The organism is Burkholderia sp. Ac-20392, assembly GCF_017104585.1.
Taxonomy (GTDB): Bacteria; Pseudomonadota; Gammaproteobacteria; order Burkholderiales; family Burkholderiaceae; genus Burkholderia; species Burkholderia lata.
In genome coordinates this window covers 46,817-61,977 of the sequence record NZ_JAAGPB010000013.1, presented here as the reverse complement: position 1 = coordinate 61,977, position 15,161 = coordinate 46,817, and the positions used below count along the sequence as shown (strand labels likewise).

The window sequence follows — 15,161 nt, the reverse complement described above, 5'->3', positions numbered from 1 at the left end:
CGCTGTTCATCGAGGCCGTCGCGCGCGAGCTGGTGATGAGCGGAGCGGATGGCTCGCTCGCGGGGCTGCGGACGACGGAGCCGTGCCCACTCCCGCTCAGTCTCGGCGGGATGCTCGGGCGCGCGTTCGACCGGATCGACGACGCGCGCGACACCGCGCAGCTCGCCGCGACGATCGGGCTCGAGGTGGATGCGCACCTGCTCGCCGCGGCGTCGCCGCATGATCGCGCGACGCTCGACGCGCACCTGCGGCTGCTGCTCGAAGAACGGATCATGTACGCGCAGCATCGGCGCGATCGCGTGTTCTATTCGTTCCGCCATGCGTTGATTCGCGACGCGGCGTACGCGTCGATGCCGCCGGCCGTGCGACGCGCCAACCATGCGCGCGTCAGTCGAGCGCTGGCGGCGCAAGCCGAGCGCGGCGCCGGCGTGCATGCGAACGGTGACGACGGAAACTTCGCGCGCGCGTGCATGTGAATCCTGCATTCGATGCACGGATGTCCCAGCGGCGCCGCAACCCGCGTCCTACAGTGGGCCAGATACGCCGATCCGCCTTTCAGCGCCGGATCGGCCCTTAATCTGGAGACAGCCCCATGACAGCCGAGTACACCCTTCAACACCGGATCGCGGGCGACGCATGCGACGCCGCGCAGGGCGAGTGGTTCGAGAAATTCGAACCGTGCACCGGACACCTGCTTGCACGCGTGGCGGCCGGCACCGGCGCCGACGTCGACCGGGCCGTGCGTGCGGCCCGCGCGGAATTCGACGGCGGGCACTGGAGCCGGCTGCCCGGCGCAGCGCGGGCGAAGCTGCTGCATCGGCTGGCCGACCTGCTCGAGCAAGACGCGGAACGCTTCGTCGAGCTGCTCGCGCGCGAACAGGGGCGCCCGGCCATGGAAGTGCGCATGATGGACCTGCCGATGTCGATCGACACGCTGCGCTACTTCGCCGGATGGGCGGACAAGCTCGAAGGCCGCCAGATTCCGACCGGCGGCTTCATGGGGCGTCCGACGGTCAACTACACGGTGCGCGAAGCGGTCGGCGTCGCCGGCCTGATCGTGCCGTGGAATGCGCCGCTGATGATCGCGTGCTGGAAGCTCGCCCCCGCGCTCGCGGCCGGCTGCACGGTCGTGATCAAGCCGTCGGAGGACGCGCCGCTCGCGGTCGGCGCGCTGGCGGACCTGGCGGCGCAGGCGGGCTTTCCGGCGGGCGTCGTGAATCTCGTGCACGGCATCGGCGCGTCGGTAGGCGCCGCGCTGGTCAATCACCCGGGTGTCGACAAGATCAGCTTCACCGGCAGCACCGAGGTTGGCCGCACGATCGCGCGCGAAGCCGGTGCACAGTTCAAACGGCTGACGCTGGAACTCGGCGGCAAGGCGCCGCAGATCATCTTCGATGACGCGAATCTCGAGCAGGCGATCGCCGGCGTCGCGATGGGGCTGTTCGTCAACCAGGGGCAGACGTGCGCGGCCGGCACGCGCGTGCTGGTGCAGCGCCGTCACTACGACGACGTCGTCGGCGCGCTCGCGCATGCGGCGCGGTCGGTCAGGGTCGGCATGCCGTTCGACCCGGCGACGCAGATGGGTGCGCTGATCAGCGCCCGCCATGCCGATCGCGTGAAGACGCATATCGCGGCGGCGCTGCGCGACGGCGCGACGATGGTCGCGGGCGACGAGCTGGTGCCGTCGCAAGGCTTCTTCGTGCGGCCGACGGTGTTCGCGAACGTCGATCCGGCGATGCGCATCGCGCGCGACGAAGTGTTCGGGCCGGTCGGCACGATCATTCCGTTCGATACGGAAGACGAGGCCGTCGCGCTGGCGAACGACACCGTCTACGCGCTGTCCGCGTCGCTGTGGACCCGCGATCTCGCGACCGCGCACCGCACCGCGGCCCGGCTGCGGGTCGGCGCGGTCGCGGTGAACGCGTGGAGCCCGCTCGACGCGCGGCTGCCGTGGGGCGGCTTCAAGGAGAGCGGCGTCGGGCGCGACCTGTCGCAAAGCGGGCTCGATGCGTACCTGGAGGAGAAGGTCGTCACGATCGCGATATAGCCGCGCACGTTCCGGCACGGAGACACCACAACAACAAGATCGCGGGCGTTGCGCTGCTCGCCCGCCTATCCCACTCGACAGACACATGACTACTCAAGACCTGACCTTCGATTACGTCGTCATCGGCGCGGGTTCCGCCGGATGCGTCGTGGCCGCGCGGCTGATTCAGCAGCATGCCGGTTCGGTGCTGCTGCTGGAGGCGGGCACGCGCGACGACAATCCGTTTCACCGGATTCCAGGCGGCGTGATGCAGGTGTTCCAGAAGAAATCGTGGCCCTACATGACCGAACCGCAGCCGAACGCGAACGGTCGCAGCATGATCATCGCGCAGGGCAAGGTGCTGGGCGGCGGCAGTTCGGTCAACGGGATGATCTACATCCGCGGGCAGCGCGAGGACTACGACGACTGGGCGACGCAGTGGGGATGCACGGACTGGCGCTACGACGACGTGCTGCCGTATTTCATGAAGGCGGAAGCGAACGAAAGCCTGGGGCCCGCGTATCACGGCCAGACCGGCCCGCTGCCCGTCAGCGAGAACCGCTATCGCCATCCGTTGACGGCCGCGTTCATCCGGGCCGGGCAGGAAATGGGGCTGCGCTACGTCAACGACTTCAACGGCGAAGTGCAGCAGGGCATCGGCTATTACCAGACGACCACGCGCAACGGCGAACGCGCGAGCACCGCGCAGACCTATCTGGCGTCGGTGCGCAACGACGCGAAGCTGAAGGTGGTGACCGGCGCGCTCGTGCACCGGATCCGGACCGATGCGGGGCGTGCGGTCGCGGTCGAGTTCAGCGAAGGCGGACATGCGCCCGTGTCCGTGCGTGTGCGCAACGAGGTCGTCGTGAGTGCGGGCGCGATCGGGAGTCCGAAGGTACTGATGCTGTCCGGCATCGGGCCGGCGGAGCACCTGGCCGCGCTCGGGATCGATCCGGTCGCCGCGTTGCCGGTCGGCCAGAACTTCCACGATCATCTGCACATGTCGGTGCAGGCGTCGATTCGCACGCCGGCGAGCCTCTACAGCGAGAACACGGGGCTGCGGGCGATGCGCCATTTCCTGCAATGGAAGTGCTTCAGGAGCGGGCTGCTGACCAGCAACATCCTCGAAGGCGGCGCATTCATCGATACGCTGGGCACCGGGCGGCCGGACGTTCAGTTCCATTTCCTGCCGCTGCTCGACAATTTCGACAACACGCCGGGCGAGAAGCCGCCGGCGAGCGAGCACGGCATGTCGGTCAAGGTCGGCCATCTGCAACCGAAATCGCGCGGGCAAGTGGGGTTGCGCAGCAAGGATCCGGCGGACCTGCCGAGGATCGACGCGAACTTCCTGAGCGACCCGGCCGACCTCGACGGCCAGATCCGGGCCGTGCAGGCCGGGCTCAGGATCCTGTCGGCGAAGGCGCTGCAGGCGCATGTGAAGGAGATCGTCGCGCCCACCCGGATCGATCCGGACGATCTGCCGGCGATCGAACGATTCGTGCGGCAGGACATCAAGACCGTCTATCACCCGGCCGGCACCTGCAGGATGGGCACGGACCCGCGGACGTCGGTGGTCGACCAGAAGACGCTGCGCGTGCACGGCTTCTCCAATCTGCGCGTGATCGACTGCTCGATCTGCCCGCAGGTGCCGAGCGGCAATACCAATGCGCCGGCAATCATGATCGGCGAACGCGGCGCCGATCTGCTGCTCGGTCGATGAAAGAGGCGGCGCAGGGATGACCTGCGCCGGCTTCGCGTCGGGCAACGCCGACGCGGATCCGTTCACCTCAGAGCGGAAACACGGCCTTGAGCCAGAACGCCGCGCCTTCCGGGCGGTTTCGCACATCGGTTTCCATCTGGTATTTGGCGGTCACGAACCAGCCTTTCCCGCTGTCGTACTTGATCGACGGGCCGATCGCGAACGAACGGCCGCGATTGCCGGCGATGGTTTGCCCGGCCTGTGAATCGTCCGTCATCTGCCGGTAGACGTAGCCGCCCGCGCCAACCGTCAAGCCGTTGCCGAAACCCCAGCCCGCCGAATAGTCGACGATGAATTCCTGGCCGGACTGGTAGTCCGTCGCGTGGTTGCGCTGGTTGAAGGTCCACATGAGCTTCGCGTCGAACACCGGCCCGGTACGGCCGCCGTACGAGATGCCCGCGATCGGCTGGATCGCCCAGTAGTGTCGGCCGATGTTGGCCAGGTCGCTCTTGTCGTACCGGCCCGTCGGCGCGAAGACATCGACGGCGAGCAGCGTGTGGAGCGTCGGCGTGACGTGCCAGCCGAGCGCCGGCCCGAACGTCATGTCGCCGATACCGGTCCGCCGCTGCGCCTGCCCGCCCGCGTGCACGTCGAGCGTGACGAGCGGAAGCAGCGCATGCATGGCCAGCGACGCGCCGGCAAACGTGTACGGCGTGACCCACACGATCCGTGGCGTCACCGAATACGCGGTGATGCTGAAGTCCGGTGGCGCGACGTTGCGGCCGTCGTTGTCGCGCAGTTCACCCGCGTGGTAGCGCTCCGCATAGATCAGCGCATAGAGCCCCGGCGGCGGCAGTGCGCAGCACAGGTAGCCTTCCGCCCCGGTCGGGTAGACGGAGCCGCCGCCTTCGGTTGCGTGAGCGCCGTGCGCGACCGCGAGCGCGGACAGCATCACGGAAATGGAAAGTCGTTTCATCGTTTGTCTCCTCCTGCGGCGCGCGAGCGGCCGCCGTTTGTCTTCGGGCGGCGTGAGCGACGGCATCGGCCACGCATGTGAAGGCCGGCTGGAAGCCGGTTTCCGCCCGTCAGCAGGGTGCCGCGCCAGTTTCTTGCTCGCATGTGTTTGCGTGCAGAGCCATCAGGAGTGCGGTGCATCTAGGTGAAATCTTTACTGCGTCAGGTAGCGTTCCGGCCGCGCATGGGAGTTGTGCGAATGTTCTTTTGCGTCGACGCGCCGTACGCTACGAGCCGATCCCCTCTCATCGAAGCTGGCCGGGCGCGTGTCGCCGCACACGCGCCGGAAGCCGGGCGAGTCGATCGTCGCGCCCGCTGCGTGCGCACGCAGGCGGCCACGCAATGGACGTACTTGAAAGCCGGATATTTCTGGAGGCGAACGTCATGATCGATTCGGGAGCGCATCCGCCGCTGCGGGAGGGCGGCGTGTCGTGCTGGTCGGAGCAGATCCGGCATCGGTTCTTTCCGCTGGAGCTCAATGCCGGCGCGTCCGGCGAATTCGACGCAAACGTCGACGTGTTCGATCATGCGCGCTGCCGCGTGGCGCGCATTTCGGCAAGCGCGCATAGCGCCTCCATCGGGCGCGACGCGTGCAAGACGCTGAAGCACCGCTACGTCAAGGTGATCTGGCAACTGAGCGGCGTGGCGAGACTCGAGCAGGGCGCGAGCGAAGTGATCGTGCCGCCAGGACATTTCACGCTGTACGAGGCGAGCAGCCCGTACTGGATTCAAAGCGACGCACACGGCGAATTCGTGACGATGCTGTGCGAAGTGGCCGACCATGACGCGCTGCTGGCGTTGGCCCGGCACGCGATCGGCCGTGCGATGCCGACGACGGGCGGCGCGGCCGTGGCGCTCGCCAGCCTGCAGGCGATGATCGCCGAGGGCCGGCGCATGAATCCGCGCAGCCGCTTCGGCGTGCTGGAACTGGTGGCGACGTTGCTCTCCGAGGCGATCGATTTCACGGACGGCACGGCGCCCGCTTCGCGGCGCAAGATCCGCGAGACGTTGCTGCGCGACGCGCAGCAATACATTCATCGGCATCTGGACGACGGCGAACTGTCGCCCGATCGCATTGCCGCGGCATTGAAGGTGTGCCGCCGCACGCTCTACCAGGCGTTCGAATCGATCGGCGAGCGGCCGCAGGCGATGATCCAGCGGCTGCGGCTCGAGAAGTGCCACGAAGTGCTGTCGCAGACCGGTGCCGACGGGGCGAGCATTACGCGCCTCGCGCTGCAGTCGGGTTTTTCCGATCCGGCGTATTTCGCGCGCCTGTTTCGCCGGCGCTTCGGGGTCACGCCGTCGCAGTGTCGTGATGCGGGGATGCAGGTCGGGGGTGGTGCGGATTCGTCGGGTTAGTCGCGGTTGCATGCATTGGTCGCGATCCGATCCGATCGGAGGATGGCCGATGGCCTGTGACGACGAAGGCGGCAGAGCGGCCGGCTCCGCGCCCGCGTCGTCAGGCGATCCGGGCCCAGGATCGCCGACAGGATTCGCTGGGGCAGCGACCTAGAACCGCGTGCTGAACCCGACCCGCGCAATCGACTGCAGCGCGCCGCTCGACGCGCCGTTCGCATCCATCACGCCGTTGATCTGCGCGTTGCTGCCGTGGTTCGCGCGCTGATGCACGCCCGCCACGTACACCATCGTGCGTTTCGACAGCCAGTACTGGACGGCGGCCAGGAACTGATGCGCGTGCGCGTTGTCGAGCGTGTCGTTGCCTTTCATGTACGTGTAGCTCGCGCCGATCACCCACGCCGGCGACGGTCGCCACGCGGCGCCGGCTTCCGCCGACCACGCGCCCGCGCCGTTCTGTGCGTTGTGTACGGTCGTGACGAGCGCTTTCCCCGTGACCGTGCCGAGCGTGTAGTGCACACCCGCGCCCCAGTTGCGCACGCTGGTTGGCGGCAGCCCGTCCGTCGCACCGTACTTCTGGTTCGTATAGGCCGCGCCTGCGCCGAACGGGCCGTTGTCGTAGCTTGCGCCGACGCTCACCGTGTTGTTCGCGCCGACCGACCCGGCGACGTTCCCGAAGCCGTACAGCGCGCCGAAGGTCAGGCCCGACAGCGACGGGCTCGTGTACTTGACCGAATTCGCGACACGATTGCTGCCCGCGACGCGATCCCAGTCGAATGCGCCGGTCGGGTTGTTCGGCAACGCGAGCTTGTCGAACGGGCCGTTGCGAAAGCCGTACAGGCCGACGAGATCCTGCGCGATCTCGTTGCCGCTCGCGGCCAGCGCGTCGACCATGAACTCGTACTGGTTGCCGAGCGTCAGCTTGCCGTAGCGGTCGTTTTCCACGCCGACATAGGCCTGGCGCGCGAACAGCCCGCCGCCGATGATCGAGCCGTTGCCGAGCGAATACTGGTTGACGAGCCGGAAGATCGCGCGCGTGCCCGCGCCGAGATCCTCCTTGCCTTCGAAACCGAGCAGGTTCGGGAAGAAGATGTTGTCGTCGAACTTCGCGGCGCCGTGGCCGCCCTGATTGCTGACATAGCTGATGCCGGCGTCCATCAGCCCGAACATCGTCACGCTGCTCTGCGCGAACGATACGGCGGGAATGGCGCATGCCGCGAGCGCCAGAAGGGTCTTTTTCGTCATCTCCAATGTGCTCCTCACATGTTTCCGATCGGATCGGATATTTTTGATTGGACTACTGATTGATATGAACAAAGCTGAACCGGATGAATCCCGGGTCAGTGGCAACCTAAGAAAGTCGGTATGTGATGGGCATCGGCAGAAATCGCGAGCGAGCCTGCCGATGCTCGTCCAGCAGCGCGCTAGACCGTCGAATACCCGCCATCGACCGGCACGACCGCGCCGGTCACGAACGATGCACCGGGCGAGCACAGGAACAGGATCACGTCCGCGACTTCGTCGGCCGTGCCCCAGCGCCCGAGCGGCGTGCGTTCGAGGATGCGCCGCGACGCCTGCATGTCGGCCATCAGGCCGCTGCTGAGGGGCGTGTCGATCCAGCCGGGTGCGACCGCGTTCACGCGAATGCCGCGATCGGCCCACGCCTGTGCGAGCGAGCGCGTGAGCTGCGCAATGCCGCCCTTGCTCGCGCTGTACGCGGGACGGTCCTTGCTGCCGAAATACGTGTACATCGACGCGACATTGACGATGCTGCCGCCGTGCGCCGACAGCGCCGGCCGTGCGGCGTCGGACGCCCGCATCACCGACGTCAGGTTCACGTTGAGCACGAGCTCGAACTGGTCCATCCGGTATTCGTCCGCGTGCCGGCTGATGCCGACGCCGTTGACGAGCACGTCGAGCCGCGGCAGGGCCGCGATCGTGCGGGTCAGTGCATCGCTGTCGGTCACGTCGAGTTCCACGCAGCGGATGCCGGCATGCACGGGTGCGTGCGGGCCGGCCGCGTCGAGCCCGAGCGCGACGACCGACGCGCCGGCTTCCGCGAACCGTATCGCCGTGCGCGCACCGATACCCGACGTGCCGCCCGTCACGACGACGGACTGGCCCTCAAACGCCCACTGACGACTCATGCTCGACGCTCCCGATGGTGTGTGCGCGACGGGCCGGCCGTCGCGCGGGTGAAACGAGGATCTTGATCTGCGCGCGGTCGGCGAGCAGCGCGTCGAAGCCGTCGGCGACGGCGTCTTCGAGCGACACGGTGCGCGTGACGATCGACGTGAGGTCGAGCGCGCCCGACGCGACGATGCGCAGCAGATCTTCGTACGCATGCCGGTAGCCGACGCTCGCCGTGAAGGTCAGCTCGTCGTTGACCGCGCGGAACGCGTCGAAGCCGGCATGCGGCATCAGGCCGACCATCACGACGCGGCCGCCCTTGCGCAGCGCCTGCATCGCCGATTCGAACGTGGCCGGCAGGCCGGCCGCTTCGAAACTCGCGTCGACGCCGAGCCCGCCCGTGGTCGCCCGGATCGCGTCCTGCAGCGCGGGTGCACCGAGTGCGCGTGCATCGAACGTATGCGTTGCGCCGAAGCGCGTGGCCGCCTCGAGCCGTTCGGGCGACACGTCGACGGCCACGATCGTGGTCGCCCCCTGCAGCTTCGCGAGCATGATCAGCAGCAGCCCGATCGGCCCGAGCCCGAATACCGCGCAGGTCTCGCCGAGCCGCAGTTCGCCACGCCGCAACGCGTGCAGTGCGACGGCCGCCGGCTCCATCACCGCGGCCTGTTCGAGACTCACGCCGTCAGGCAGGCGATGCAGCATGTACGCGGGCACGACCGCGAAGTCGGCCATGCCGCCGTCGCCCATCAACCCCGCGAAGCCCATCGACACGCACAGGTTGTACGACCCCGTGCGGCAATACGCGCACTGGCTGCAGCGATACTCGGGCTCGACCGCGACGCGATCGCCCGCGCGCAGCGCCGTCACGCCTTCGCCGACTTCGACGACGGTGCCGCAGAACTCGTGGCCGAGCGTCAGCGGCGCGGTGCGGCGCGACAGCGGATGCGGCGTGTCGACCGGTATCGCGTGCGGGCCGTCCGCGTATTCGTGCAGATCGCTGCCGCAGATTCCGCAATACGCGACCGCGATGCGCACGTCGCCGGGGCCGACGCGCGGCGTGTCGATTTCCACGAGACGGACGTCGCGCGGGCCATGCCATTGAAGTGCCCGCATGTCAGCGACCTCCGAGGTTTTGTGCATCGAGACGGCTCGCGGCGGTGCCGGCGAGTGCGCGCTTGCGCAGCACGGCAGGCGCGGTTTCGACGAGGCCGAACGACAGCACGCACGCGAGGATCGCGCCGGCGGCCGACGTCCACATCGCGAACTGCAGGCCGTACCTGTCGGCCGCGAAGCCGGCGACGGTCGGCGCAACGAAGCCGCCGATCAGCTCGCCCGCACCCATGATCAGGCCGAGCGCGCTGGCGATCGCGCGCGGCGGCACCGTTTCCGCCGGGATGGTCGCCATGAACAGCGTGAAGCAGCCGAGGCCCGTGTACGTGGCGAACACGAGCGCGCCGAGCGCCCAGAGCGAGCCGGCATGGATCAGCACGACCGGGCACACGGCCGCGACCAGTGCGAACACGATCATCGTCGGCTTGCGGCCGATCCGGTCGGAGATCGCCGGCACCGCGAAGCCCCAGAACACCCATGCGGCGCCGAGGCAGGTCATCACGACGCCCATGTCGGACGGCGACAGATGGCGGCTTTCCACGAGGAACACCGGTGCGAACGAGATGATCACGATGAACCACGTGAGGAAGAAGCAGCTGATCAGCATGCAGAGCAGGATGTTGCGTTCCTTCAGCAACGCCCAGCGGCTGACTGCCGCGCCGCTTGCGGCCGGCGCGCCGGCGGGATCGGCCTGCGCGTGCCGCACGCCGCCGGGCGGCACTTCGCGCACCCAGCGCCAGATGCAGAACGCGATCAGGAAGCCCGGAACGCACGACACGTAGAATGCTTCGCGCCAGCCGTATGTGGTCGCGATGCCGATGACCACCGGCGGGCCGATCATCGCGCCGAGCAGGCCGGCGGCGGAGCCTTGCAACAGGCCCATGTTCAGCCCGCGGCGGCTCGGCGTCGAGCTTTCGACCATCAGCGATTGCGACAGCGGCAGCACGGGGCCTTCGGCGATGCCCATCAACGCGCGGAACGCGATCAGGCTCGCGAAGCCGCCGACGAGCCCCGACAGCGCCGAACACACGGAAAAACCGAGCACGGCCGCGATCAGCAGCGGCTTGCGCGTGCCGCGCGCGTCGGACCACGCACCCGTCGCGGCGCCGGACAATGCCCACGTGAGCGCGAGCGCGGACGACACCATGCCGAGCTGCGTATTCGTCAGGTGCAGCTCGGCCGACATGAACGGGAACAGGAACGACAGCGCGAGGCGGTCGAAGAACACGAAGCCGAACGTCATGAACAGGATCAACAGCAGCCTGTTCTCGTACGTCCAGGCGGATCGGGAGGAGGAAGGGGATGTCATGGTGAGCCTCGCCGCGCGTCAGCGGAACAGCTTCTCGATCGCTTGCGCGCCGAGGCCGACCTTCTCGTAATGCGCCTTGCACATCGCGATGTACGAGTGCACGTCGAAGTAGCCGTCGGGATTCCCTTCCTCGTCGAGCCAGATCAGCGGCCCCTTGACGATGAAGAACGCGCGCATCGGCTCCGGGTGATCGAACGCGACGAGCGTGTGACCTTCGCCCGGCGTCTCGTACACGAAATCGCCGCGCGTCGCGGTCCATTCGTGCTCCAGATAACCCCACTTGCCCGACAGCGTGTAAGCGAACACCTCGTGCGGGTGATAGTGCCGGTTCACGAGCCCGGCTTCCTTGGCCATCAGGATGTCGCACCATTTGTTCTGCGACGGCGAGATCCACAGCGGCCGTGACGAAACCGTTTCGGTGAACGGAACGTAATAGCGCTCGTCGTCGGTGGCCGCGTTCGCGATGTACGCTTCGGGCAACGCATCGGGCTTGAACGGATTGGCAATCGGTGGAATGTTTTGCCAGAATTCGGCTACGGCTTTGTCGACCACGGTTTGTCTCCTGGTGTATGAGTTGTCGTGGGCTCGACTTTAGCCAGCCGGTGCGCGCCGCTCTTGACTGGGTTGGCCGAATTGCTTGACCGCGCCGGACATTGCATCGCACCAAAATCCAGACGAACCATCCCCCAATCCGTGCTGCTCCGCACGACAGGCGCCAGCAGGAGGCGACGTGACGAATTCGACCGTTTTTTCCCGCACGCGAGGCTCGACGGCCGACGTGCCGGCGCGCGACAGGATGGCGTACTGGGACGCGTTCAATGCGGCGACGCTGGTCGGGCTGCGCTGTTCGTCGCTGTCGCCGGCCGGGCTCGAGGTCGAGAAGACCGATATCGCGCTGCCGGGCCTCGGCATCGCGGACATCAGCGGCCAGGATCACGTGATCGAGCGCAGCCCCGCGCTGGTGCGCCAGTTGCCGAAGGAGTCGCTGTTCGCGTGCCAGATCCTGAGCGGGCGCGCGTATTTCATCCAGCGCGACCGCTGCCTGCTCGCGGACGCCGGCGATGTCGTCGTCTACGACACGCGCGTGCCCTATCTGTTCGGATTCCTGACGCCGATGCGGCAGCTGCTGATCGATATTCCGATCACCACGTTCGACGACCGGCTCGATGCGGAACTGGCCGCGCTGCCGCTGCGGATCGCGCCGAAGCCGGGCGCGGGTGCGATGCTCGGCGCGACGTTGCGCGCGAGCGTCGAGCGCTTCATGAAGGATCCGGTCGAGCGTGACGCCGCGCGGTTCGCCGAACACACGCGCACGCTGATCGCGGAACTCATCGATGCGGAGGTGAACGGTGCGGGCGCGTCGCGTGCGTCGCTGTCGTATCTGCTGACCGCGAAGCAGTACATTACGACGCATCTCGGCGACCCGGAACTCGGGCCGCAGGCCGTCGCGGACGCGGTCGGGCTGTCGCTGCGGCATCTGAGCCGGCTCTTCGCGGCCGAAGGCGAGTCGATCACGCAGCACATCTGGTCGGAGCGGCTGTCGCATGCGCATCGCGAGCTGACCGATGCGCGGCTGCGCAAGACGAGCGTCGGCGAAATCGCGTTCCGCTGGGGCTTCTCGAGCCAGGCGCACTTCAGCCGTGCCATTCGCGAGCGCTACGGGGCGTCGCCGATGGCGCTGCGCGACGCGGCGCGCACGGCCGGGAGTTGATTCCGGCAAACGATGCGGATGGAGTGGCGGCGCGTGAAACACGCGCCGTTTTTTTATTGTCGTGAACGAAAGCGCCCGCGCGCCGTGTTGCGTTACTCCGCCAGCAGGAACTCGGCGCAGCGCTCCGCGATCATGATCGTCGGCGCGTTCGTGTTGCCGGACACGATGCGCGGCATCACCGACGCATCGCAGATCCGCAATCCGTCGACGCCTTGCACCGAGAGGCGCGGCGTGACGACCGCATGCTCGTCGTTGCCCATGCGACAGGTGCCGGCCGGGTGATAGACGGTTTTCGCGCGGTGCCGCACATAGTCGGCGAGTGCCGTGTCGGTCAACGTCTCGGCTTCGCGCACGATACGTGCAAGCGACGGCGCACGGATGATCTGCCGCGCGAGCGCGACGCCGCGCACGAGGCCCTCGACATCGGCCGGATCGGACAGCGCGCCGCTGTCGAACAGGATCGGCGCGGCCGGATCGTTGCCGCGCAGTTGCACCGAGCCGCGCGAGCGCGGCCTGAGCAGGCACGGGTTGATCGACAGGCCGTGGCCGGGCAGCGGCTCGCGATCGACGTCGCCGACGAGCGTCGGCAGCACATGGAACTGGATGTCCGGGCGGCCGCTGCCGGTGGTGTCGACGAACGCGCCGGATTCGACGACGTTCGACGTCAGCAGGCCCGTGCGGGACAGCATCCACTGCAGCCCGTGCCGTAACGCTTTCAGTCCGCGATCCTCACCCAGCAGGCTGACCGGCGCGTGGCTGCGGCCGTAGATCGAGACTTCGAGATGATCCTGGTAGTTCGCGCCGACGTCGCGGCTGTCGTGCAGCACGTCGATGCCGTGCGCGTGCAGGTGTGCGCCGGGCCCGATGCCCGACAGCATCAGCAGCTTCGGCGTGCTCAGCGCACCGGCCGCGAGCACGACGTCGGCGCGCGCGGCGGCCGAACCCGTCGCGCCGCTCTCCGTCCGCCACTCGACGCCGGTCGCGCGCCGGCCGTCGAACCGGATGCGCGTGACGCGGCAGCCGGTCAGCACGCGCAGGTTCGGGTGGCCGATCGCGTCGGCGAGATAGGTGGCCGCGGTGCTGCCGCGCTGTCCGTCGAAGATCGTCGTGTGGTAGAAGCCGACGCCATGTTGCGCGGCGCCGTTGAAATCGTCGTTGTACGCGATGCCGGTTTCCTGTGCGGCCTTCACGAACGCGAGGCTCAGCGGATGCCGGAAGCGCGTGTCGCCAACCTTGAGTGGCCCGTCGATGCCGTGAAACGGCTCGGAGAGCCGCAGGTGCGATTCGGCGCGCTTGAACACGGGCAGTACGTCGTCCCAGCCCCAGCCGGTGCAGCCGAGCGCGGCCCAGTCGTCGTAGTCGTCGCGCGTGCCGCGCACGTACAGCATCGCATTGACCGAACTGCCGCCGCCGAGCGTGCGGCCCTGCGGCACGTAGGTCTTGCGTCCCGCCGCACCGGCTTGTGGCTCGCTCTCGAACGTGACCGTGCGCCGCGTGCCGAGCACGCGGATGAACGTCGCCGGAATCCGGATGAACAGGCTGTCGTCCTTCGGGCCGTCCTCGAGCAGCAACACGCGCCTGCCGGCCTTCACCAGGCGGTGCGCAACCGTGCAACCGGCCGAACCGCCGCCGACGACGATATGGTCGTACGTCTCCATCCCGCTTCTTCTCCTCGCTGTCGGGCGGCGAAACGAGTGCCGCCGCGCAGGAAGTCAGCTTAGCGACCGCTATGCGGCCCCATTTGACCGGGACGGACGCCGTGCTTGCCTCGCAGGGACACGGCGGCGGGTGGCGGGTGGCAGATGGCGGACTAGCGCGCGTCGGCCGGCGCCGGCGCGCGGGTATCGCTCGGCGTCTCGCCGAAGCGTGCGCGATAGCTGCGGCTGAAGTGCGCGCTGTTGTTGAAGCCCCAGCGGAATGCGATCTCGCTGACCGTCAGGTGCTTCAGCGAACGGTCGCGCAGGTCGGCGCGGCAGCGTTCGAGCCGCCGCGCGAGGATGTAGCGCGTGAGCGGCATCCCTTCGATTTCGAAGACGCGCGCGAGCTGGCGCGGCGACAGGTTGATCGCGCGGCTCACCGACTGGCTGTCGAGATCGTCGTCGGCGAGATGGCTGTCGATGAACGCCTTGGCGCGCGACAGCGTGTGGACGGTCGACTTGGTCGGCGATGCGTCGCCGTCGCGCAGCCGCAGCATCGACTGCACGAGATCGAGGATCGCGGCGGCGCGCCGTTCGCGTGCATCGGGCGTCGGCTCCTGCGGCGCGGCTAGCAGCGCATAGACCTGCCGCACGGCCCACGATGCGACGCCGTCGTCGCGATCGATCTTGACGAGGCTGCGGTAGCGCCACGGACCGACGCGCGCCTCGAACACGTCGCGCGGCACGTCGAGCACGGTCATCGCCATGTCGGCGGGAAAGCCGTGGCCGTACGGCATCGACGTGTCGTAGAGGACGAGGTCGCCGGGCCCGTGCTGCATGCAGTCGACATCCTGGAACGTATAGCCTTGCCCGGCGTGCATCAGGCAGATGAACACGGCGTCGCGCTGGTCCGCGTGGATGTTGTGCGACGTGCGCACGACCGCGTGCCGGTTCGCGACGATGTCGCAGGCGCCGAACAGCCCGAGATCGCGCCTGCGCAGCGATGCGTCGATGCCTTCGGACGACTTGCCGCTGCATTCGATCCGCACGAGCGTGCGAGCGACGTGGTCGACCCAGAAGTCGACGCGTTCGTGGCCGCGTACGGCGCGCGTCGAGATCGTGGCGATCTCCGTGCTGGTGTCCGGCATGACGTTCTCCCAATGACC

The 15,161-nt window shown here is 68.0% G+C and carries 12 protein-coding genes and 1 pseudogene; 5 read left to right on the top strand and 8 right to left on the bottom strand.

Annotated elements, in window-relative coordinates:
* The 3 genes and pseudogenes from G3N99_RS03570 to G3N99_RS03560 all read left to right on the top strand — a co-directional run.
* A pseudogene (locus G3N99_RS03570) lies at positions 1 to 476 on the top strand (TOMM system kinase/cyclase fusion protein); the annotation flags it as partial.
* 116 nt (positions 477 to 592) lie between these two features.
* Positions 593 to 2,047: an aldehyde dehydrogenase family protein gene (locus tag G3N99_RS03565; RefSeq protein ID WP_206121678.1), complete on the top strand. Its 1,455-nt coding sequence runs from the start codon at positions 593 to 595 to the stop codon at positions 2,045 to 2,047.
* 85 nt (positions 2,048 to 2,132) lie between these two features.
* The gene (locus G3N99_RS03560; RefSeq protein ID WP_206121677.1) at positions 2,133 to 3,746 is read left to right on the top strand and encodes a GMC family oxidoreductase N-terminal domain-containing protein; all 1,614 of its coding nucleotides are present in this window, start codon (positions 2,133 to 2,135) and stop codon (positions 3,744 to 3,746) included.
* A 67-nt stretch (positions 3,747 to 3,813) separates the two neighbouring features.
* Here the strand turns inward: G3N99_RS03560 and G3N99_RS03555 are convergent, their stop codons facing one another.
* The gene (locus G3N99_RS03555; protein WP_206121676.1) at positions 3,814 to 4,701 is read right to left on the bottom strand and encodes a transporter; all 888 of its coding nucleotides are present in this window, start codon (positions 4,699 to 4,701) and stop codon (positions 3,814 to 3,816) included.
* A gap of 422 nt (positions 4,702 to 5,123) precedes the next feature.
* On the opposite strand from G3N99_RS03555, the gene G3N99_RS03550 reads away from it, so the two are divergent.
* Positions 5,124 to 6,098: a helix-turn-helix domain-containing protein gene (locus G3N99_RS03550; RefSeq protein ID WP_206121675.1), complete on the top strand. Its 975-nt coding sequence runs from the start codon at positions 5,124 to 5,126 to the stop codon at positions 6,096 to 6,098.
* A gap of 150 nt (positions 6,099 to 6,248) precedes the next feature.
* On the opposite strand, the gene G3N99_RS03545 is transcribed toward G3N99_RS03550, so the two are convergent.
* The 5 genes from G3N99_RS03545 to G3N99_RS03525 form a co-directional block, all read right to left on the bottom strand.
* Positions 6,249 to 7,340 (bottom strand): porin, encoded by a 1,092-nt coding sequence (locus tag G3N99_RS03545; RefSeq protein WP_206121674.1) that lies wholly within the window; start codon positions 7,338 to 7,340, stop codon positions 6,249 to 6,251.
* A gap of 179 nt (positions 7,341 to 7,519) precedes the next feature.
* Positions 7,520 to 8,242: an SDR family oxidoreductase gene (locus G3N99_RS03540; protein WP_206121673.1), complete on the bottom strand. Its 723-nt coding sequence runs from the start codon at positions 8,240 to 8,242 to the stop codon at positions 7,520 to 7,522.
* A complete protein-coding gene (locus tag G3N99_RS03535) occupies positions 8,220 to 9,341 on the bottom strand; it encodes a 2,3-butanediol dehydrogenase (protein ID WP_206121672.1) in 1,122 nt (373 codons plus the stop codon). The genes G3N99_RS03540 and G3N99_RS03535 overlap by 23 nt, the downstream gene beginning before the upstream one ends.
* A 1-nt stretch (position 9,342) precedes the next feature.
* The gene (locus G3N99_RS03530; RefSeq protein ID WP_206121671.1) at positions 9,343 to 10,647 is read right to left on the bottom strand and encodes an MFS transporter; all 1,305 of its coding nucleotides are present in this window, start codon (positions 10,645 to 10,647) and stop codon (positions 9,343 to 9,345) included.
* Between the two features lie 18 nt (positions 10,648 to 10,665).
* Positions 10,666 to 11,199 (bottom strand): 2,4'-dihydroxyacetophenone dioxygenase family protein, encoded by a 534-nt coding sequence (locus tag G3N99_RS03525; protein WP_174940407.1) that lies wholly within the window; start codon positions 11,197 to 11,199, stop codon positions 10,666 to 10,668.
* A gap of 178 nt (positions 11,200 to 11,377) precedes the next feature.
* Here G3N99_RS03525 and G3N99_RS03520 point away from each other — a divergent pair, with 178 nt between their 5' ends.
* Entirely contained in the window at positions 11,378 to 12,358 is a 981-nt protein-coding gene (locus G3N99_RS03520; protein ID WP_174940405.1) for a helix-turn-helix domain-containing protein, read from the top strand.
* A 92-nt stretch (positions 12,359 to 12,450) separates the two neighbouring features.
* Here the strand turns inward: G3N99_RS03520 and G3N99_RS03515 are convergent, their stop codons facing one another.
* The gene (locus tag G3N99_RS03515; protein WP_206121670.1) at positions 12,451 to 14,016 is read right to left on the bottom strand and encodes a GMC family oxidoreductase N-terminal domain-containing protein; all 1,566 of its coding nucleotides are present in this window, start codon (positions 14,014 to 14,016) and stop codon (positions 12,451 to 12,453) included.
* Between the two features lie 152 nt (positions 14,017 to 14,168).
* Positions 14,169 to 15,143: a helix-turn-helix domain-containing protein gene (locus G3N99_RS03510; protein ID WP_174940401.1), complete on the bottom strand. Its 975-nt coding sequence runs from the start codon at positions 15,141 to 15,143 to the stop codon at positions 14,169 to 14,171.
* Between the last annotated feature and the right edge of the window lie 18 nt (positions 15,144 to 15,161).